General features: G+C 58.1%; 18 protein-coding genes. 10 read left to right on the plus strand and 8 right to left on the minus strand.

Features of this window, described 5'->3' with window-relative positions:
• Positions 1 to 10: 10 nt before the first annotated feature.
• On the minus strand, positions 11 to 2,479 hold the full coding sequence (gene treY, locus KGP25_RS12070; protein WP_223540524.1) for a malto-oligosyltrehalose synthase: 2,469 nt from the start codon (positions 2,477 to 2,479) through the stop codon (positions 11 to 13).
• Positions 2,476 to 4,263, minus strand: coding sequence for a malto-oligosyltrehalose trehalohydrolase (gene treZ / locus KGP25_RS12075; protein WP_223540525.1), 1,788 nt, complete (start codon positions 4,261 to 4,263; stop codon positions 2,476 to 2,478). Before treZ ends, treY begins: the two co-directional genes overlap by 4 nt.
• A 132-nt stretch (positions 4,264 to 4,395) precedes the next feature.
• Here treZ and KGP25_RS12080 point away from each other — a divergent pair, with 132 nt between their 5' ends.
• From KGP25_RS12080 to KGP25_RS12095, 4 genes are all read left to right on the plus strand, one after another.
• Complete coding sequence (locus KGP25_RS12080) at positions 4,396 to 4,923, plus strand: GNAT family N-acetyltransferase (protein WP_223540526.1); 528 nt, start codon at positions 4,396 to 4,398, stop codon at positions 4,921 to 4,923.
• Between the two features lie 90 nt (positions 4,924 to 5,013).
• Positions 5,014 to 5,772 carry a 5'-nucleotidase, lipoprotein e(P4) family gene (locus KGP25_RS12085; protein WP_223540527.1) on the plus strand — a complete coding sequence of 253 codons (759 nt, stop codon included), beginning with the start codon at positions 5,014 to 5,016 and terminating at the stop codon, positions 5,770 to 5,772.
• Between the two features lie 142 nt (positions 5,773 to 5,914).
• Complete coding sequence (locus tag KGP25_RS12090) at positions 5,915 to 6,901, plus strand: MBL fold metallo-hydrolase (RefSeq protein WP_223540528.1); 987 nt, start codon at positions 5,915 to 5,917, stop codon at positions 6,899 to 6,901.
• Positions 6,902 to 6,905: 4 nt separating this feature from the next.
• Positions 6,906 to 7,817, plus strand: coding sequence for a LysR family transcriptional regulator (locus KGP25_RS12095; protein WP_223540529.1), 912 nt, complete (start codon positions 6,906 to 6,908; stop codon positions 7,815 to 7,817).
• Here KGP25_RS12095 and KGP25_RS12100 read toward each other — a convergent pair.
• On the minus strand, positions 7,808 to 8,692 hold the full coding sequence (locus tag KGP25_RS12100; protein WP_048029920.1) for a LysR substrate-binding domain-containing protein: 885 nt from the start codon (positions 8,690 to 8,692) through the stop codon (positions 7,808 to 7,810). The two genes, KGP25_RS12095 and KGP25_RS12100, sit on opposite strands and share 10 nt — an antisense overlap.
• Positions 8,693 to 8,805: 113 nt before the next feature.
• On the opposite strand from KGP25_RS12100, the gene KGP25_RS12105 reads away from it, so the two are divergent.
• Positions 8,806 to 10,296 (plus strand): UbiD family decarboxylase, encoded by a 1,491-nt coding sequence (locus tag KGP25_RS12105; RefSeq protein WP_196364546.1) that lies wholly within the window; start codon positions 8,806 to 8,808, stop codon positions 10,294 to 10,296.
• Positions 10,297 to 10,320: 24 nt separating this feature from the next.
• Here the strand turns inward: KGP25_RS12105 and KGP25_RS12110 are convergent, their stop codons facing one another.
• The 5 genes from KGP25_RS12110 to opgC are packed head-to-tail and all read right to left on the minus strand — an operon-like array spanning position 10,321 to position 14,427.
• On the minus strand, positions 10,321 to 10,746 hold the full coding sequence (locus KGP25_RS12110; RefSeq protein ID WP_196364545.1) for an ATP-binding protein: 426 nt from the start codon (positions 10,744 to 10,746) through the stop codon (positions 10,321 to 10,323).
• Positions 10,747 to 11,085: an STAS domain-containing protein gene (locus tag KGP25_RS12115; RefSeq protein WP_024908544.1), complete on the minus strand. Its 339-nt coding sequence runs from the start codon at positions 11,083 to 11,085 to the stop codon at positions 10,747 to 10,749.
• A complete protein-coding gene (locus KGP25_RS12120) occupies positions 11,075 to 12,289 on the minus strand; it encodes a SpoIIE family protein phosphatase (protein ID WP_069719205.1) in 1,215 nt (404 codons plus the stop codon). The genes KGP25_RS12115 and KGP25_RS12120 overlap by 11 nt, the downstream gene beginning before the upstream one ends.
• 9 nt (positions 12,290 to 12,298) lie before the next feature.
• Positions 12,299 to 13,198, minus strand: a complete 900-nt coding sequence (locus KGP25_RS12125; protein WP_045910591.1) for a hypothetical protein — start codon at positions 13,196 to 13,198, stop codon at positions 12,299 to 12,301.
• An 11-nt stretch (positions 13,199 to 13,209) separates the two neighbouring features.
• Positions 13,210 to 14,427 carry an OpgC domain-containing protein gene (gene opgC / locus KGP25_RS12130; protein ID WP_223540530.1) on the minus strand — a complete coding sequence of 406 codons (1,218 nt, stop codon included), beginning with the start codon at positions 14,425 to 14,427 and terminating at the stop codon, positions 13,210 to 13,212.
• 280 nt (positions 14,428 to 14,707) lie between these two features.
• Between opgC and KGP25_RS12135 the strand changes: the two genes are divergently transcribed.
• The 5 genes from KGP25_RS12135 to KGP25_RS12155 are packed head-to-tail and all read left to right on the plus strand — an operon-like array spanning position 14,708 to position 21,186.
• Complete coding sequence (locus tag KGP25_RS12135; RefSeq protein ID WP_045910593.1) at positions 14,708 to 16,525, plus strand: cellulose synthase catalytic subunit; 1,818 nt, start codon at positions 14,708 to 14,710, stop codon at positions 16,523 to 16,525.
• Complete coding sequence (locus KGP25_RS12140) at positions 16,522 to 17,841, plus strand: DUF3131 domain-containing protein (protein WP_223540531.1); 1,320 nt, start codon at positions 16,522 to 16,524, stop codon at positions 17,839 to 17,841. Before KGP25_RS12135 ends, KGP25_RS12140 begins: the two co-directional genes overlap by 4 nt.
• On the plus strand, positions 17,838 to 19,385 hold the full coding sequence (locus KGP25_RS12145; RefSeq protein ID WP_024909516.1) for a DUF3131 domain-containing protein: 1,548 nt from the start codon (positions 17,838 to 17,840) through the stop codon (positions 19,383 to 19,385). Before KGP25_RS12140 ends, KGP25_RS12145 begins: the two co-directional genes overlap by 4 nt.
• Positions 19,370 to 20,764: a DUF3131 domain-containing protein gene (locus tag KGP25_RS12150; protein WP_223539006.1), complete on the plus strand. Its 1,395-nt coding sequence runs from the start codon at positions 19,370 to 19,372 to the stop codon at positions 20,762 to 20,764. The genes KGP25_RS12145 and KGP25_RS12150 overlap by 16 nt, the downstream gene beginning before the upstream one ends.
• Positions 20,761 to 21,186: a globin gene (locus KGP25_RS12155; protein WP_024909518.1), complete on the plus strand. Its 426-nt coding sequence runs from the start codon at positions 20,761 to 20,763 to the stop codon at positions 21,184 to 21,186. The genes KGP25_RS12150 and KGP25_RS12155 overlap by 4 nt, the downstream gene beginning before the upstream one ends.
• Positions 21,187 to 21,196: the final 10 nt, after the last annotated feature.

Below are 21,196 nucleotides of genomic sequence, written 5' to 3' on the forward strand. Positions count from 1 at the left end.
TTCTCCACGATTATTCGCAGGTAAGCAGAACCAGTACACATCCCTTTTCTGACGTTAACGCCAGCGTTTCTTGCAGCATGCGGCTTTCGCCGCTGAACAGATCCCGATAGCGCTTCCCGGCCAGCTCGTCGGGTAACGCGACCGTGGTATTGACCCACAGCTGATGATTATCGGTGACGTCAAAAACCAGACGCGGCACGGCGACAATCAGCGCCTCGTCGTCCTTAACGCGCGCATAGACAATCAGGTTCTCCTCGCGCTCGCCGCTGACCTTTAGCGGTAGCCAGTCGCCGTAGCGGAAAAGCGCGTCGTAGTGCGGTCGAAGCCGCAGCAGCGTGGCGGTAACAAACTGCTTCACCCTGCCGTCCCGCCAGCATGCCGGGTTGTCAAACACCCCGACATCCGCCGCGCTGAGGCTCTGCACCAGGGCCGGAAAGTCCGGCTCGCGTCGGTTATCCGGGTCGACAAGGCTGAAGTTAAGCGCCTCGCTGCCCTGATAAATATCCGGCACGCCGGGCGCCGTCAGCTTGATCACCGTCTGGCTGAGGCTGTTCATCAGCCCGGCGCGGATAAAGGGCTGCATCGCCTCGCTGAAATCATGCAGGAACAGGCTATTGTCCGGTGAAAGCAGGTGCCGCGCGTAGCTCAACACCACGCTCTCATAGCTCTCGTTACTGTCAATCCAGTCGGTGCGCTGTTTCGCCTCGCGCAGCGCTTTTTCGAGGAAGCCGAGAAAACGTTCTTCCAGTGATGCCAGCCCGTCAGCGTCGTCCGGTGTCAGCGTGGCAGGCCAGACGCCCGCCAGCGCCTGGTAGATCATCCACGTATCGGCGGCGTTCGGCGCGGTACCGTCATTGAGAAAACGCACCTGGGCCTGGTTCATCTGCCGCCAGCGGGCCAGATTTTCCCCCCAGCGTTCCGGGGCTTCCGTCAGGGTGTAAAGGCGCGCCCGGGCATCTTCCCCGCGCTTGGTATCGTGCGTGGAGGTGCCCAGCAGCGCGTCGGGCTGACGGGCCAGACGAATGCGCATCTCCTGGTGGAAGCGGGATAAGGAAAACGCACGCGGGGTCGGGTCGGCACCGACTTCATTGAGCGCAAGCTCGAGGTTGTGGCGAAAGAAAAGCGTGTCTTCAACGGACTTCGCCATCAGCGGCCCGGTGAGCTGCTGGAAGCGGGTCCTGAACAGCGCGGCGCTCTCGCGGCAATCTTCCGGCAGGTCGCCGGTAAGAATGCGCACGATCAGGCTGAGCGCGGCTTCCGACGTCTCCACGCTGGCAACCACGCGGTTGAGCAGTGCCACGTCCGGCGGGGTTAATCCTTCCCGGGTGCCATAGGTGCGGTAGACCGGAAACGCAATAAGCAGTTCGCGCAGCGCGTGGCGGATTTCCTCGCGCGGCAGCGCAACCTCATTGCGGCGTGCCAGATCCTCAGCAAGGTTTAGCAGCGTGGTGAATTCACCCTCAAAATTACGATCGGCCATCAGGCCTTTGGCATCGCGCAGTTCCGCGTGGCGATCGACCGTGATGCCCAGCGTCTCGTCATGGATTTTCTCAAGACGCCCCAGGCTATCGTCGTCGACCAGCACTTCCGCCAGCGAGGCGATAAACTCGTAGCCGGTGGTACCGGATACCGGCCAGTCAGCGGGGAGCTGTTCCCCTTTGGCGAGAATCTTTTCGACCGTAATGTAGCAGTCGGGCCCGGTGGCCTGCCGCAGGCGCTGCAGATAGCCCAGCGGATCCGCCAGGCCGTCGACATGGTCAATGCGCAGACCATCCACCACGCCCGCGTGGACCAGCTCAAGGATCAGCCGGTGCGTGTCGTCGAAGACCGCATCATCTTCAACCCGAACGCCGACCAGCCCGGTGATCTCAAAGAATCGCCGCCACGAGAGCTGCTTCGGCGCCTCCCGCCAGGACATCAGCCGCCAGCTTTGCGCGTTGTGCAGTTCTGCAATGCTCTTCTCCTCGCTGTATGTTTCGGGGTTGAGCGGATACTCGGCATCGTAGTAGACCAGCGCGGCCTTTTTCGTGACAGGGTCACGTTTTAGCGTGATAGCTCTCTTCTCCAGCTCCGCCTCAAAGGTGTCGCCAAGAAACGGCAGCGTTAGCGGTCGCGACCCGTCGATATCGAAGTAGCGGAAATAGCGGCTCTGCTGGCCATATTCAATCACATCCCGCCACCATGCGTTTTCCAGCGAGGTGGACATGTGATTGGGGACAATGTCCAGAATCAACCCCATACCGGCCTGTTTGAGCGCGGCGGCCATACGGTCAAACCCGTCTCGCCCGCCGATGGCAGGGTCGATTTCATTCGGGTTGGTCACGTCATAGCCGTGGGTAGACCCCGTCGTGGCAGTGAACACGGGCGACGCGTAAAGGTGGCTGATGCCGAGGTCCTTCATATACGGCACCAGCGCCACAACGCGGTCGAAGGTCATGCCGTTACGGAACTGAATTCGGTACGTGGCGGAAGGGATCATAACGATGCTTCTCCATCAGCAAAGCGAACGACAATACCGTTCGGGGGTAAAACGTCGGTAACTTCTGGCGAGGCAAAACGTGTCTCTCCCGCCAGAGCGGGCAGCGCGACGGGCTTAATGCCGATATTAAGCGCCAGTGAGAGCGTCCCCGACGGAAAGCGCCAGCACACCGCCACCATGCCGGGCGCGGTCTTGAGCACATGCCCCTCAACGGCGCCGCCCGGATGCAGAAGCGGAACGATATAGCGATGGCGCAGCGTCAACAGATGGCGCGTATAGCGCAGCCATGTCTTGCCCTCGTCGGTGGCGACTTTATGCCAGTCGAGCTTTGAGCGGATAAACGTGTTCACGTCGTTCGGGTCCGGGACGGTTTCATCGTGCCCGGCATGGCCAGTAAACTCTTTCGCGCGCCCTTCCCGCACTGCCTTTGCCAGTTCGCCGTGAAAGTCGGTGAAGAACAGGAACGGATGCGTTTCCCCAAACTCCTCGCCCATAAACAGCAGCGGGATATGCGGGGAGAGCAGCAGCGCGGCAAGCAGCACCCGCGTCTTGTCGGCACCCGCGAGGGAGATAAGACGCTCGCCCTGGGCGCGATTGCCGGTCTGATCGTGGTTTTGAATAAAATCGACGAAGAACTGCGGCGGCTGCGTGCGGCACTCCACCCCGCGGGATTCTCCGGTTTGCAGAGACACCTCGCCCTGGTAGACAAACCCTTCCGCCAGCGCCCGGGCGAACTTTTTCTCCGGCTCAAAGGCAAAATCCTGGTAGTAGGCGTGCGTCTCACCGGTGGCAAACACGTGGGCGGCGTTGTGGAAGTCATCGTTCCACTCGCCGGTAAACAACGGCGCGTTGCCCTGTTCATCGCGCGGATGCAGGAAAATCACGTTGCGGCTGTCTTCCGTGGTCAGGTGAACGTGACGGTGCGGAATGGCCTCGCGAATTTTTGCGGCAATCTCCTCGAGAATATGCGTGTCCGAGCCGTCTTTAATCTGGTCGATGGCATCAAACCGCAGACCGTCCAGCCGGTATTCCGTCAGCCAGAAGAGCGGCGCGTCGGTCATGTACTGTCTCACCGGCTCGCGATCGTAGGCGATGCCGTTGCCCCACGGCGTCATCCGCTGAGCATCGAAAAACGCGGGCGACAGCAAAGGCAGATAGTTCCCCTCCGGGCCGAAGTGGTTGAGCACGATATCCAGTACCACGGAAAGCCCCAGCCCGTGCGCGGCGTCGATAAACGCGTGGAAATCCTCCGGCGTACCGTAAGCAGAGTGAGGGGCATACAGCAGCACGCCGTCGTACCCCCAGCCGCTAGAACCGCCAAACTGAGAGACGGGCATCACTTCAAGCTGAGTAATCCCGAGTTCTGCCAGATACGGCAGCTTGTCGATGGCCGCCCGGAAGGTGCCCTCCGGGGTAAAGGTGCCGATGTGCAGTTCATAAATTACCGTCTCTTCCCACGGACGCCCTGCCCAGTCGCGGTTGACCGGCTGGTAACGTCGGGGATCGATCACCACCGAGGGTCCATTAACGTCGCCCTTTTGCGCCCGCGAGGCGGGATCGGGCACCGCCATACCGTCCTGAAGAACAAACTGATATTCTGCGCCGTGCGTGACGCCAGGGACGTCTGCCTGGAACCAGCCGCCGCCTGTTGCCGTCATCGGCACATCGGTGGCGGCAAGACGTAGCGTAAGTTCTTTCTGTCCTTCTGCCCAGACGCGAAAACGTACAACGTCATCGGAAATAAACTCAGCACCCCACTGCTTTTGAAATGTCCTGAATTCCATTCATTGTCCTCGAATGACCCACATTTTACGCGGAACGAAGTACAAGCTTAGTTCAGGATTAAAAGTGCGTGAGCTCAGCGGATTTAACCGCTTCGTCTATTCTTTATGAAATAACTCACTATCGGGAATACTATGCAGATTCGAAAAGGATTAAATACGGACCTCGTCCGTCTTGAATGTTGTGACTTTTCTTTCACCATTAGCCACATTGCGCGAGAGCCCTTTATCCATTGTAATTTGCATATTGAAGCCGTCGCCGAGCCGTGGATAAAAACCTACGAACTTGACATTCAAACGCTTGAAAACCATTGCGTTAATCCGGACGCCATATTTCTTGTGGCGGAAACGGATGACGGTGAATTAGCCGGATTTATTACCGCGTCAATCGGCTGGAATAAGTTTATTTCAGTGGATTATATTGCCGTTGATCGCACCAGACGCAGAACCGGCGCCGCGCAAAAATTAATGGCCGCCGCCCACGTCTGGGCCCGTAGCGTAAATGCGCCCGGATTACGGCTTGAAACACAAAATGTGAACGTCTCCGCCTGCCTGTTTTACCGTCACTACGGATTTACTCTGGGCGGGTACGACCGTTATCTCTACAACGCCTTGCCGGAAAAAGACGAGGTCGCCCTGTTCTGGTATTACATGCTGGTCTAGCGGAAACACATTGCCACATCGCGGTCATATTTCTGTCACTGAATTTCATTACGCTTTCGGGATTTTAACCAGGGTGTTGAGGAAAAAAGCGTGAATTCAATGGCTAAGGCATTACTGCTGGCATTACCTGTTATGAGTGCAGCGGCAACCGCGACGGCTGCCGGGCGCGACCTGTGTGAACCGAAAGCGTACGAAATGGCGTTGCGCTATCAGCAGAAATCGGCAGAGATTATGGCCCTTCAGCTGCAAACCTATCGGTTTGCCACCGAGCGTTTCAACGAGAAGTTAAAAGATCTGAAAACGCCCGAAAACTACGCCGTGGTGATGGACCTCGACGAAACGGTGCTGGATAACACCCCTCTGCTGGTGCGCGACGCGGAGCAGTGTCACGACTATACACAATGGGATACCTGGAGCGACTGGGAGAAGCAGGGAAAACCCGGCTTAATCCCTGGTGCGAAAGCGTTTCTTGACCAGGTGAATCAGAGCAAGGTCCGGATCTACTATGTCTCGGATCGTATGCAGGAAAATAAAGCCGACACGCTGAAAACGTTAAACGCTCTCGGCCTGCCGCAGGTGTCTGACGAAAGCGTGCTGCTGGATACGGTCAGTAAGGAAGAGCGCCGCCAGAGCATCCTCAAAAAGCAGCAGATCGTGATGCTGTTCGGCGACAGCCTGCCGGACTTCGCCGTGCAGTTTAAAAACAAAAAGCCGAGCGAGCAGCAGCGTGAGCTGGTTGAAGCCAGCGCCGAACATTTCGGCAACGACTGGATTGTGCTGCCTAATGCCGCTTATGGCGCCTGGTCCAAAGCCACGCTCGATAGCTGGAACGCACCGCTGAAAAAATAAGGTCTTACGGGCCGGTAAAGGCATTGCCCGCCTTCCCGGCCCTTCGGTTGACTATCCATCCCGTTTATAGGTCCTATCATTTCTGGGCAGGTTCTTATAATTTTACGGAGCAGTAAGATGAGCACTTTCAAAGGAGACTCGTATGCTTACCGTGAAAAAACTTGCTCTTTCCACGCTGATTTCCAGTTCACTGCTTTTCTACCCTGCGCTCCAGGCCTCGGCAGAGACGCCCCAGCACGTCGTTAAACAACCGGCGGGCGGATACAGCGTTCAGGTTGGGGACGTCCTGGTCACCTCGTTTACCGACGGAACCGTCGCGCAGGATCTGCACAAGCTGCTGCGCCGGACTACGCCGCAAAACATTGATGCGCTGCTCGCGAAAAACGTCCAGACCAACCCGGCTGAGGTCTCCATCAACGCGTTCCTGATTGCGATACCCGGACATAAAATCCTGGTGGATACCGGCTCTGGCCAGCTCTTTGGTCCTGATACCGGCGGACGTCTGGTTGAAAGCCTCGCCACGCAGGGGATAAAACCCGAGGACATCACTGAAGTCCTGCTGACTCACGCTCACTCCGATCATGCCGGTGGCCTGGTGAAAGATGGCAAGGTGGTGTTCAGCAACGCGCGCGTTTTCGTTGGCAAACCGGATATCGACTTTTTCTTTAACGACGACAATCAGAAGAAAACCGGCTACGGCAAGAACTACTTTGACGTCGCGCAGAAGACCTTGAAGCCCTATCTTGACGCGGGGAAAGTGGTGCCGTTTAGCGGCACATCGGAAATTCTCCCGGGTCTGACCGGCACGGTTCATCCCGGCCATACGCCGGGTTCAGCCTTCTACACGCTAACGAGTAAAGGCGAGAAGATCACCTTTGTCGGCGACATCATTCATGCCGCGGCGGTTCAGTTCCCGCAGCCTGCGGTGACCATCACCTACGATGAAGATCAGAACAAAGCGGCAAGCGTACGCGAGCATGCGTTCGCTGACTTTGTGAAAAACAAGGACCTGGTTGCCGCCCCGCACCTGCCTTTCCCGGTCATCGGCTATGTGACGAAAGGCGAGAAAGGCGGTTATGCCTGGGTCCCTGTCACCTATACCAACCGGGACGCCAGCGGCGCGAAATAGAGCGATGACGCGGATATCTGACATGGACATAGCCCTGCTCCTGACGCTGGACGCCCTGCTTCAGGACAGGAACATCACCCATGCGGCCGCTCGGCTGGGCATCAGCCAACCCGCGCTGTCTGCCCGTCTCGCCCGTCTGCGCACGCTGTTTGGCGAACCGCTGTTCATTCCCTCCCCGCATGGACGCGGGGTGCTTCCCACGCCGCGAGCGGAAGCGCTCAAGCCGCAGGTGGCGAACGTACTGCGCGGCATCAGCGCGATGTTTGCCCCCACGGCATTTGATGCGCAAACCAGCAGCCGGACCTTTGTTATCGCGCTGCATGAGAACCCGGCGCTGATGCTCGGCACCGGGCTGCTTAACCAGGTGAGAACCGACGCCCCCGGCATCCGCCTGCGCTTCGCCCTGCCGGAGATGGCTGACCTGCCGCAGCAGCTGGAAAACGGGGATGTGGACATCTACATCGGCGTGAGCGCGGGCGCCCATGACGGCTGGGTGAGGCGCAAACTCCTCGACGACGCGTTTGCCACCGCCCAACGTAAAGGCCATCCGCGCGGAACAGGTCCGTTAGATCTGGAAAGCTACTGCGCGCTTTCCCATCTGGTGGTGTCGTCGGCGGGAGATCCGTTTACCGGCTTTGTCGACCAAACTCTTGCCGGGCTGGGCTATCAGCGACACGTCGCCATGTCCACCCAGAGCTACGCCATGGCGCCGCCGCTGGTTGCCGGTACCGACCTGGTCTGTACCCTGCCGGAACGGATGCTGCGACGGTTCGCCAGCACGCTGGATATTTTTCCACCGCCGCTGCCGCTCCAGCCGATTACCATCAACATGTACTGGCACCCGAAAAACAGCCAGGATCCGGCGAATGCCTGGCTGCGCGAGCAACTCCTGCGGGCCGCCGGACGTCAGGTGTGATCGAGGGTAACCAGAAACTTTTTTAGCACTTCTGAGCGTATAATCCGGTGGCAAACCAGGGTGAGTTCGCTCTCCCGCAGCCGGTCGAGGATGTCCACGTAGATGACGTTCTCGACGCTCACCGCCTTTGCCGACGCGGGCAGCAGCGCCAGACCAAACCCTGCCGAAACCAGGCTTATCACCGTGGGCACGTCGGTCGCGTTTTGCACCACGTCCGGCTGAAAGCCCGCCCCGCTGCAGGCGTCATAGAAGTACTGCTCCAGCCCCATTCCCTCCGGGTCGCGCAGGGAGATCCATTTTTCGTCTTTCACCGAAGAAAGCGTCAGCGCGGCGGACCCGGCCAGCGGATGCTGACGATACAGCGCCAGCACCGTTTTCTCCGAGGCGAACGGCCGGCTTTGCAGATCGTCCGGCAGCGACGGTAGCGGCGCGCGGATGATGGCCACATCCAGCTGGTTGCTCTGCACGGCGGCATAGAGCGTCTGCACGTTTCCCGTCATCAGCGACATGGTAATGGCCGGCCAGCGGCTATGCATCTGGCGCAGCGCGGCGGGTAGCCTGCCGTCGAACATCGCGCTCGACACGCACCCGAGGTTTAACACGCCCTGCTCGCCCCTTGCCGTCTGTCTGGCGTCCAGCACTGCCTGCTCGGTTAACGAGATGGCAAGCCTGGCTTTTACCAGGAACGCTTCGCCCGCGGGCGTCAGGGTTAAGCGGCGATTCGCCCGGCTGAAAAGCGTGACGCCTAAACGTTCTTCCAGCGCCTTTATCTGCTGGCTCAGCGCCGGTTGCGCCATGTTCAGACGCTCGGCGGCCCGGTGCATATGGAGCTCTTCGGCCACGACGATGAAGTGGCGCATCTGACGAAACTGCACGAGACGACTTCCTGAATTGATATGAATTTACTTATCAATTTAACAGTAATGATGCGATTGATGCTATTGGTCATTGCCATAAAAATGGAGGTATTCAACCGAGGGAGGAAAATATGGAACACAAGATTAACGATCTCCGCAGCGCCATCGCCTTACTGCAGCGCCACGAAGGGCAGTATATCGAAACCGATCATCCGGTCGATCCCAATGCGGAGCTGGCGGGCGTCTATCGCCATATCGGCGCGGGTGGCACGGTCAAACGTCCAACCCGTACGGGCCCGGCCATGATGTTCAACAGCATTAAGGGCTATCCGCACTCCCGCATCCTGGTGGGCATGCACGCCAGCCGCGAGCGCGCGGCGCTCCTTCTGGGCTGCGAGCCCTCTGAACTGGCAAAACACGTCGGCCAGGCAGTCAAAAAGCCGGTTGCGCCGGTTGTCGTCCCGGCCTCGCAGGCTCCCTGTCAGGAGCAGGTTTTCTACGCTGACGATCCTGACTTCGACCTTCGCAAGCTGCTTCCGGCCCCAACCAACACGCCGATTGATGCGGGTCCGTTCTTCTGTCTGGGGCTGGTGCTGGCAAGCGATCCGGAAGACAGCTCGCTGACGGATGTCACCATCCACCGCCTCTGCGTTCAGGAGCGCGACGAGCTTTCCATGTTCCTTGCCGCCGGGCGCCACATCGAAGTGTTCCGCAAAAAGGCGGAAGATGCCGGAAAGCCGCTGCCGGTGACGATCAACATGGGGCTCGATCCCGCCATCTATATCGGCGCGTGCTTTGAGGCCCCGACCACGCCGTTTGGCTATAACGAGCTGGGCGTCGCCGGGGCGCTGCGCCAGCAGCCGGTTGAGCTGGTGCAGGGCGTGGCGATCAAAGAGAAAGCCATCGCGCGGGCGGAGATCATCATCGAGGGCGAACTGCTTCCGGGCGTGCGCGTGAGAGAGGATCAGCATACCAACACCGGCCACGCGATGCCGGAGTTCCCAGGCTACTGCGGCGAGGCGAATCCCTCCCTGCCGGTAATCAAAGTGAAAGCCGTGACCATGCGAAACCACGCCATCCTGCAAACACTGGTGGGGCCGGGGGAAGAACATACCACGCTGGCCGGATTGCCGACCGAGGCCAGCATCCGTAATGCCGTTGAAGAGGCAATTCCGGGCTTCCTGCAAAACGTCTATGCCCATACTGCGGGCGGCGGTAAGTTCCTCGGGATATTGCAGGTGAAAAAACGCCAGCCGTCAGACGAAGGACGCCAGGGCCAGGCGGCACTCATCGCCTTAGCCACCTATTCGGAGCTGAAGAACATTATTCTGGTCGACGAAGACGTGAATATTTTCGACAGCGACGACATCCTGTGGGCGATGACGACGCGCATGCAGGGTGATGTCAGCATCACCAATATTCCGGGGATCCGCGGCCACCAGCTCGATCCGTCCCAGTCGCCGGATTACAGCACCTCGATTCGCGGCAACGGCATTTCCTGCAAGACGATCTTCGACTGCACGGTGCCGTGGGCGCTGAAGGACCGCTTCGAGCGCGCGCCGTTTATGGAGGTGGATCCACGTCCATGGGCGCCGGAGCTGTTTGCTGACAACACGAAATAAAATCACGCGCGTATGACCTGCGGGTCATACGCTGATTTTCTTCTCAAGCGTGGCGATATTTTCACCCGCCACGCGTTCCACAGTGAAACGATCGACGCTCAGCAAAATGAGCATCAGCCCCCTGCCGCTCTCCAGCAGCGGCGACATTTCGCAGAAGCGGTCTCGCCTGGCGGCCTCAAGCCGCTCGTGCGGGAACGCGTCACCCGCGTCGCTAAAAACAACGCAGACGTCATTGCCACGGACATCGAACTGGACGCGAAAGAGGCGCGAGTTATCCTCGTGAAGCGCGTAGCGGATGATGTTCGTCGCCACTTCACAGGCGGCGAGATCGAAGGCGAAACGCCACTCATCATCGACGGGAAGCGCGCTCAACCTGTCGCCAAGCCAGCCGGACAGCGGCGTCAGGGACGCGATCACCGCCGGAAACTCAGCCTGCTCCGGCCTCTGCATCTACTGCCCCAGCTGCGCAAGCGCGCTATGTTTATCCGGATAGATGCGGAAGATGCGATCCATTCGGGTCAGGGTGAACATGTTCATGATCCCGGGGTTCAGGGAGCACAGCGCCATTTCGCCTTTTCCGTTCATCAGCTTGAACAACGACACCAGCATCCCCAGCCCGCTGCTGTCGATAAAATCCACTTTGCTAAAGTCGACGATTAAGGCTTTACGATCGCTGCCAATTTCCTCCGTCACGGACGCTTTAAACGTCGCGGCAACGGAGGCATCCAGCCGCCGGACCGCGGGCGTGAGAATGTTGGCATGCGGTAGTCGCTCGGTGTTAATAATCATTCTGTTCTCCCTGACGTTCAATCACGAGCAGTGACACGTCGTCGGTTAAGGCGATCGGTTCATCACGATTTGCATTGCGCCAGCCAGTCAGGTGGTCACCAAACCGCGGCAGGAGCTGGTCAACCGGGAGCCGGGCATGCTCATGAAGCCAGCGTTCGAGACGCTGCGGGCCAAACTGCTCGCCGCTGACGTTCTCGCATTCCGTAATACCGTCACTGAATAAGCATAAGCGATCCCCCGGATTGAGGGTAAACGCGACATCCTCCCAGCTCAGGTCTGGGATCAGCCCGACCGGCGGGCCGCCATCGCCCACGGACGTGACGGCGCTGTCTGCGTTCACAATGACGGGAGTAGGATGCCCTGCCTGGCACAACAACCCCTGCCCGCTTTCTGGATCGATCACGCCGTAAATGAGCGTGAAATAACTGGTGATGTCGCTCTCTTCACTGCAAAAGCGGCTGTTCAACATCCTGACAACCTCCGCGGGTGACTGAATGCCGCCCTCATCGGTAAACAGGAAGCGGTCCACCACCCGGCCATGTAAAAACTGGCGAGCCACCGCGAGGGACATCATCGCGGCCCCCACGCCGTGACCCGAGACATCAACGCAATAGAATCCCAGATGGGAATCCAGCGGAAAGATATTGAACACATCGCCCGAGACCCAGGCTGACGGTAAGAAAAGCCAGTCGGAGAAGTAGTCGCCGTAGCGTAAGCGGTGTGAAGGCAGCACCGAGTGCTGAACGCGTGCCGCCAGTTCAAGATCTTTTTCAATCTGATGCAAGGCTTCACTCAGGCGTTTGTTGTGCGCCGCGAGGGTCGCTTCCAGCGTCAAAATACGAACCCCGGCGTGAAGCCGCGCCCGGAGTTCAGCCTGTTCAACGGGCTTACTCAAAAAATCATCCGCCCCGGCATCAAAACCCTGCGTCACGTCCCCGGCATTCTCGCGGGCCGTCAACAGGATGATATACACGTAGCGGCCAAACTGACGGTTGCGGATGGTCTGACACAGCGTCAGCCCGTCCATTTCCGGCATTTCCCAGTCGCTTATCACCATGCTGACCGGCTGGCTGGACAAGATTTCCAGCGCAGCAACACCATTTTCCGCCTCGCTCACGAGATACCCCCACTGGGTGAGCATCCGGGAGAGTAACCGACGATAAATCAGCGAATCTTCAACGATTAACACGTGCAGCGCCGACATGTATCCCTCCTATAGCGGTAAGAACCAGATGAGGCTCACGGTCCCTTCCCTGAATTTTGCGTTACCGTTGCCGTGCCCCGGATAGCGCGTCCCCGCATAGTTTGCGTACTGGACAGAGAACGATCCCGGCGTATAGCCCGCGTAGCCAAAGCTGTAGCTGTAATCGCCGTTCCAGGGCTGCTGCTGGCTGCTGTCCGGGAACCAGAATGCTGTCGCACGAACGAAGAAATGTTGTTTAAAGGTGTAGCCGCAGCCGCCAAGCATGACGTTTTTATTTTTGCGGATGTCATCGCTGCTGAGGTCGTAGTAGCGCGGCACCCAGCTGTACCCGACCTGGCAAATGATGGAATCCCCTTTATTAATCAGGAGCGTGTTTTCGACCGGTTTCGGTAGTGAAAACTTATAGGCAAGCGTAAAGGCGCCCTGTTCGAAATAGGTATGTCTCCGGCTGCCAGACGTCCAGAAGTGGTTTTCACCGTAGTTGCCGTATACCAGGCTGAACGTATTGGCATGCCAGTCGTCATAGCCGAAGCTGTAGCGAAAATCGGCGGTATAGCGGGTGGTATCTCTGACCGGCAACCGGGAGGTAATGTTGGCAAACCAGAAGCTGTACGGGGAATACTGCAGACTAAGGTTGAGCGTCTGGTTAATTTTTTTCTCCTGCGCGGCGCTGTCAGAGCTATTAGGCACGCTCACCAGCTGCTCTTTCAGCCCCGAACTGAAGCTCAGAGCCCCAGAAAATTTCTTGTCATTTCCCGAGAACAAACGCCCCCACCGGCTGGTGAAAACGCCTGCCTGAACGGGTTCACCGTTCTTATCGCGCAGGGTTTCTTTATCACTATTTTGTGCCGCCTCTGCGGCGGGGATCGCAGCGAGCAGCACGCCCGCCAGAAGCCATTTTTCGCGCATAACCGCCATCCTTAGTTAGGTATCCAGCGTGCGCCGACGTCGTATTTTGCCATCAGCCACAAAATACCCAGTGCCGCCGCATGCACTAACGTGTTCTCTATCCAGGCGTGACGCCATAAGTCGAAGGTGATGAACTGGCTCACCAGCAGCACCACGTACACATGCAAAATAAAGGTATAGAGCGAGTGCTGGCCTAGCGGGATCAGGAACCATCCCAGCAGGCGGTTGAGCGGCCTCCAGCAATACGTCAGCACCAGGTAGACGGTAACCATCAGAGCGATATCGTTTAGCACCCTCACCGGGCCCAGCCCATTCTTCGCCGCCCAGGTGTGATAAAACGTATTGAAGCTGTCAGGCGGGATGACGTGCATAAGTAGCGCGGGCGGCATAAACGGGTTGGTATGGTTCTGGGCGACAAATCCCAGCACCAGCGACACCATGACCAGCGCCACTACCACCCCTTTCCCCGGAGGCGTCCGGGCGAAAGAGAGCAGTTCGGCTTTATACCAGCCGCTGGCCATCCCCAGCACAAAGATGAACTGCCAGGCCAGCAGCGGGAAGGCAAACTCGAACTCCGACGGCGTCAGCCGAAGCGGCCACCGCTGCCACAGGCTGTACACCAGCAGCGACAGCCCCAGCAGCCACCAGACTTTCCCTTTCTGCAGCATCCCCAAAAATAGCGGGCTGAGTAGCAGCAAGAAGATATACAGCCCCAGAATCTGCGTCTGATGGGGGCCGATCTGCAAATAGAGAATAATGTTGAACCAGGTCTCTTTAATTTGCGGCGTAACAGGATAAAGCGACCAGCTTTGACCCGAAAAACGGTCGGTAAAATGGGTGACCTCGAACACATTAATATGTGGGATATAGGCCAGGAGAATAAATGACACTATGATAATGATATTTACGCGATATATTTTCCACGCCCTGAGATAAAGCCCCCAGGAAACCGTGAGTAAAACCACTTTTTGCAGACGCGCGCGATTCAGCATGCCAAGCATAAACCCCGAGAGAATGACAAAGCCTTCTGCACCGGTTGTTAGCCCAAAACGCTCCCAGGAGAATATATTAAATACCGACATGACCTCCGTATGCGCCACGACCATCATGACGAGGGCTATGCCGCGCATAAAGTCAATTCTCAGATCCCTGGCACCTGCTACGGCATAACGCCATGCTGTTGATTTAGCGTCATCTTCTTGCGCTACCGACGGCGCAACATGGCTCATAGGGTGTCCTTTGCCTGAAAACGAAAATTAAGGTCTAAATAAAGTAGATAGTCTAAAGGAATAGTAACTGCAATTTATCACCGGCAGATGAAACGTATTAAGCAGAATTAAATCCAAATTAACCACTGCTACATATTAATAAAAACGACGCTGGACACTTTTATTCGGCGTTCTACACTTATCTTAAATCTTGTTTAATCGCTATTTTCTTTCGCTTTTGGGCAACTGTCTGCGCAGCAGAATGGGTCTGCATTTTCACGGAATCAGGAACGCCGGAACTATGGATTTTTATTTTTCCCGTTTTGAACATCGTCGTCCTCCGGAGCCGTTAACAACACCGCGTTGGGTAATGATGACCTGGCAGGTGTTAGCGGTCGCGGCGCTTATTCTGGGTGCCAATTATATTTACTGGCGCTGGACCGCCTCATTGAATACTGACGCATTATGGTATGCCATTCCGCTGGTCCTCGCCGAAACCCTGGCGTGGATTGGCACCGTGCTGTTTACCATCAATTTGTGGAAAGAACAGGATCCTCCTCAGAGTCCGCCGCCCGGCGAAATTAACGAATGTCTGTCGCCTGAGGAGGCCGTAGAACCTCGTCCTGTAAAAGTGGATTTGTTCATTGCCACCTACTCGGAAGACACCGAGCTGGTCAGGCTATCCATTCGCGATGCCCTGAAGATGGCGTACCCGTTCCCGATTGACTACCGCATCCACGTGCTTGATGACGGTCGCCGCCCGGAGATGAAAGCCGTCTGTGAAGAGGAAGGCGTTAACTATATTACTCGCCAGACCAACATCGGCTTTAAGGCCGGCAACCTGCGCAACGGCCTTGAGCAAACCGACGGCGATTTTATTGTTATCTGCGACGCCGATACCCGCGTATTTCCCACCCTGCTCAGCCATACGCTGGGCTACTTCCGCGACCCGGACGTGGCCTGGGTGCAGACGCCGCAGTGGTTCTTCGACCTTCCGGAAGGAGAAAACCTGTCGCGCTGGGGCCAGCGAAAAGCCGGAAAAGTGGGCTACGGTCTGGGCTGGCTGATTCAAAAGTGTGTTGGCCCGGTCACGATAGGCCGCGACCCGTTTTTTAACGATCCGCGCATGTTCTATGACGTAATCCTGCGGCGGCGCAACTGGGCGAACGCGGCTTTCTGCTGCGGCGCGGCGTCCATTCACCGTCGTGAGGCAGTCATGCAGGCCGCGCTGAGAAGCTATGTCTGGTCCGTCGAAGAGGAGATCCATCGCCATACCCGCGACATCCGCGATGACGAAACCCGGGACGCGCTGCAGAATGCAATGCGTCCGCACGTGGCGTTTGACACCGAGCTTACCCCCTACAAATTCCACGTCTCGGAAGATATTTACACCTCGGTGCTGCTGCACGGTGACGCCGCACGACGCTGGCGCTCGGTTATGCATCCGCGGGTTGAGTCGAAGATGCTCTCTCCGCAGGATATGCTGACCTGGATGATCCAGCGTTTTAAGTACGCCGCCGGCTCGCTGGATATTTTGTTCCATGACAACATCTTCAGCCGTCGCCGCTTCAGGCTTTCCCTCCCCCAGACGCTGATGTATGCCACCACCTTCTGGTCGTACATGGCCTGCGTGTGGAACACGGTATTTTTGATTTCGCCCATTATCTATCTGTTTACCGGCATTCCGCCGGTGTCCGCCTGGTCGACGCCGTTCTATCTGCATTTTCTTCCGTTTTTTATTTTCTCCGAACTGGCCTTTATGTTTGGCACCTGGGGGATCTCGGCCTGGGACGGCAGGGCCTCTTACCTCTCCTTCTTTTCCATGAACCTGCGCGCGCTCAATACGGTGCTGCGGGGCGAGCAGATCAAATTTCACGTCACGCCAAAAGAGCGGCAGACGGGCCGTTTTCTCTACCTGGTGAAGCCGCAGATTGCCATCGTGGTACTGACCCTCGCAGGGCTTATCTGGGGCGGTATCCAGGTGGCGCGAGGACAGGTGGACGACCCCTCCGGCTACGTCATCAATATTTTCTGGGGAGGGGTGAACATCGCCGCCATGCTGCCGCTGATTTTCGCGGCCATGTGGACGCCCGCTGAAGAGGACGAGGTCACCCAATGAGGATACGTGATGCCCTGCTGCCCGCGCGCAGCTACCTCACCATTTTGCTCGGCTTCCTGATCGGCTTTGCCATTGTGGTCTGGGTGGAGAAACAGATGCCCACGCGCGTGGAAAGCAGCGGCGGCATCGCGCTCAGTAAAGACTTCCCGCCGCTGCCGGCGAAACGCGCGCTGTCCTATGACGAAGCCATCTGGGCGCGGGTCGCCTGGCAATACTACGTGAATAATACCCAGCCAAACGGTCTGGCGAACGCCAGCGACGGCGAACCGTGGCTGAGTCTCTGGAGCGTAGGGAGCTACCTGTTTGCGACCGCTGCCGCAGAACAGCTCAACATTATTTCCGCCGATGAATTCGACGAGAGGGTCGGCACGGCCCTGTTCACGCTGGGGCAGTTACCGCTCAACAAGCAAGGCCTCCCTGCCGCGTATTACCATGCTGACACCCTGAAGATCCTCGGCAAACCCGACGCCTCGGCAATTGGGCTGAGCCGCCTGCTGACGGCGCTTCAGACCCTCCTGTGGCGCTATCCTCAGCACGCGGCGGCTATCCACGATCTGTTTAGCCTCTGGAACACCGGCGCACTGATTGAAAATAACGTTCAAAGTCAGGCGGCCGTTCCGCTCCATCACTGGACGCTGACTGATGACGAACAGCGGGACAGCTTTGGCTACCGTCTCTATGCCAGCCATACGCTGCGCCTGATTGACAGCGCGGCAGGCCTCGCCGTGACCAACCCGCCTGAAGGGCAAAAGATGATCGATCTGGATGGCGTGATGGTGCCGGATGAAGGGCTACGCACGCCATGGGGCAAGCAAACCTCCCTGATCAGTCTCCCCTATCTGTTAACCGGTCTTGAGCTGGGCTTTGATGCGCAGAGCGCTGAAATTGCGTGGCGGATTATGCAGATCCAGCAGCGGCGCCATAGCCTGCGCAGCCCAAAACCGCCGGTCAGCACGGATTATGCCGAACCGGCGCCGGATTACGTCAACGATCTGCCGGACAGGCAGCCGGTTCAGGCGCGTAACCTGCGCGACGAGGTGCCGGAGAAAGTGGCGATTACCTCCACCCGCACCGCGTTTGCCTGGTACGCCCTGTTCCGCAACAGCTGGAGCGAAGCGCTGCGCCAGCAGGTTCTGGCCCTTCAGGTGCCGGGTAAAGGCTGGCAGCGCGGGTTAAATCTCAACAACAGCGTCAATGCCGTCGTAGACGCCGATACCAATGCCATTGTGCTGGAAAGTCTGTCTTACATCGCGCATGGCCAGATGCTCTGTCTGGCCTGCCTCTACACTTCCCCCTCAGCAGGAGCAACGCCATGAAGCCACGATCCCCGATCCTTTTTCACCTGCTCACGGGAATAACGATCTGCTGGCTGGCCTTATCGACCGTGCGTGCGGATACCGAGCTGCCTGCATCAGGTTACTCCCCGCGCAGCGGCGAGCTGACCGCCCGGGAGATGACCATCGCGAAAAACGCCTGGCAGTATTTCGTCTCCAACTATCAGCCCACGACGGGCCTGGTGAATGCGGTCAACAAATATCCCTCCACCACCATGTGGGACAGCGCCTCCTATCTGGCCGCCCTGACGGCGGCACGCGAGCTGGGGATCATTGATAAAGCGGAATTTGACCGCCGGATGCTGAAATTCCTCGCCACGTTAAACACCCTGGTACTGTTCCGCAACGAGCTGCCCAACAAAGCCTATAACACCATCAGCGGTCAGAAAGTGGACTACACCAACAAGCCCGGCGAAATTGGCTTCTCGGCGCTGGATATCGGGCGAATGCTGGTCTGGCTGAAAATCATCAAAGAGCGTTATCCGGAATACGGCAACAGCATTGATAACGTGGTGCTCGGCTGGGATTTCAGCCACGCGATCGACCCCTGCGGCACGCTGTACGGGGCCTATCTGGAGAACGGCCAGCCGAAATATGTTCAGGAAGGTCGGCTGGGCTATGAAGAGTACGGCGCGGCCGGGTTCCAGCTGTGGGGGTTTAATACCTGTAAAGCCAGCCGTCCGCAGCCTTACGAGCTGGCCGAAATCTACTGCGTGCTGGTCCCGTACGATACACGCGACCCGCGCAACACGTCACAGCATAACTACGTGGTGACGGAATCCTACCTGCTCTACGGGCTGGAGTTCGGCTTTGATAAACCGACCGACCGGGATAACGCCCCGCGCGACTACTCCCTGACGTGGATGAAAAACTTTGCTGACCGCGTTTATCAGGCTCAGGAGAACCGCTATACCATTACCGGCGTCCTGACCGCGCGCTCCGAGCACCAGCTCGATAAGGCGCCTTACTTCGTCTATGACACCGTCTTCAGCGACGGATACAACTGGAACACCATTACCGATAAGGGCCAGTTTGTCCCTAACGCTGCCGCGATTTCGCTGAAGGCGGCGCTGGGCATGTGGGTGCTGTGGAACTCCCCTTATACCGACCGCCTGCTGAATACCATTGAGAATGCCAACGAAGAGGGAAAAGGCTACTACGAAGGGCTGTATGAAAACGGTGACGGCCCGATCAAAGAGTTCACCGCGAACAATAACGGCATCATGCTGGAGGCCCTGTTGTTCAAAAAAGAGGGAAAACTGCTGGCCTTCAACACCGACAACCCGAAGAGCAAGGATTTTGCGCCGTCGCTGTGGGATCAAAAGCTGCTCGATCAGTTTGAAGAGAACAACGCGCTGCGCAGTCGCCCGTTCCTGACCAGTACACCGGCCGTAAAAAGCTGGTGCGACCGGACCGGCGTCACGCAGCGTACCAAACCCGCCTGTCAGGCCTGTCAGTGCGCGTCATGCAGCGCGGACGAGCCCGTTAAACTGCCTCCGGTGACTGCGCAATGCTTAAAACCTTAGCCAGAGGGCTCGCGGGATTACTCCTCGCAGGCGCGATCATCTTTGCCCTGTTTGGCCATCAGGGCGCAGGCTGGCGCTGGCTCATCCATGGCGGGTGGCACTCCAGCGCGCGTATTGCCGCCCTGACGCCGGAGGAGCAGACGTGGGCGGCGATCGCCTGGCGCTATTTCGTCAATAATACCCAGCCGCAAACGGGCCTGGTCAACGGGAGCGACAAACAGCCTCGCGTCACGCTCTGGCAAATGGGCGATACGCTTATCGCCCTGCTGGCGGCAAAAGAGCTGGGGCTAATTGATGATGCCGAGTATGACGCTCGCTTAACCCGTATCATGGGCACCCTTAACCGCCTGATGCTGACCGATGCCCGGACGCCGGGCCGACTCTATTCCAGCCAGACGGCGACGCCCGTCGATTTTAGCGGCAAGCCCAGCAAAAACGGCTGGTCTGCGCGCGATATGGCGCGTCTGATGCTCGCCCTGCGCCTCACCGCAGAACGGGAGCCGCAGTACAGCGAATACCTCGATAAAATCATCCTGCGCTGGAATTTCTGCCCGGTCATCGACGGCGAAGGCGAACTGTGGTCATCTTCCCTGCAAAACGGCCAGCCGGTGGTGCGCGAGGAGCTGCGCCTGGGCGAGAGCGAATATGCCGCGACGGCGTTTCAGCTGTGGGGGTTTTCCCCGGAGAAAGCGTTTACGCCTCCGGCGCACCACGTCATCATCGCCCAGCGGCGTCTGGCCGTTGATGCCCGGGATCCGCGCACCACGTGGCAGCCCTCCCTGATTACCACCCTTCCCTATATGCTGCCGGGTCTGGAGTTTGGCTGGGAGCCCGAAGGCGTTGCGGCCGATCGGCAAAAGCACCTGCGCAAGCAGGCCGAAAACGTCTGGCTGAGCCAGAAGAGCCGCTGGGAGACCGATAAAATCCTGACGGCCAGGGCAGATTTCTCGCTCTCTCAGGCACCCTGGCATATCCAGGATACGGTCTGGGGAAATGGCTATGCCTGGAACTCTGTCGGCGACGATGGCCGGGACTACACCCGTTTCGCACAGGTATCGACCAAGGCGGTTTTTGCCCTGTGGGCTCTTTGGGACACTCCGTACACCGACGTGCTGATGACGGTCACAAAACACCTTAACGATCCGCAGAAAGGCTGGTACGAAGGCCGTCAGGAAGCCACGGGCGATACCAACGCTGCCTTAACCCTCTCAACCAATGCCACGGTTCTGGAAGCCCTTTTCTTTAAACACAACGCCGGGCCGCTGTTTGATGTGCGTCGGTCGAAGAAAGAGAGCTATTTTTCACGCCGTCTGGCAGAGGAATACACGCCTGTCGGCCACTGTCTGCCGGGCGAAAGCACCATAAGGAGGACGCCGTGAAGTTTTATCGCGATCTGTTTGAATCCAGCCTGAACCGCGTCTTTCCGAATAATGAAAAAACCGCGTTTTTTCAGACGTTCTATGACGCCTTCGTCCATATGTCACCCGAAACGGAAGCGCATTTTTCTCGTCTTCCGGATCGTGAAGGTCAGCAGACCCTGTTTAAAAGTTTCTTCGCCATGCTTGCGGTAGACGGCGCGTTAATCGTGCCTGATTTTCTCGAGCGCCTGGCGCGGGAGCAAAGCGACGACGGCCTCCACCTCCCCCCGCGATTCTTTGCCCTGTGGCGCGAAGCGATGTTGAACGCGGTGAGCGAGCGCGATCCGCAGTGCGACGATGAGATCCTGACGGCCTGGGCCATGGCGATCGCGCCCGGGCTGGAATACCTGCGCCGACAGGCAGAACTGCACTACCGCGCGTAGGGAGGATCAC

It is taken from the genome of Enterobacter sp. JBIWA003 (genome assembly GCF_019968825.1).
Taxonomy (GTDB): domain Bacteria; phylum Pseudomonadota; class Gammaproteobacteria; order Enterobacterales; family Enterobacteriaceae; genus Enterobacter; species Enterobacter quasiroggenkampii.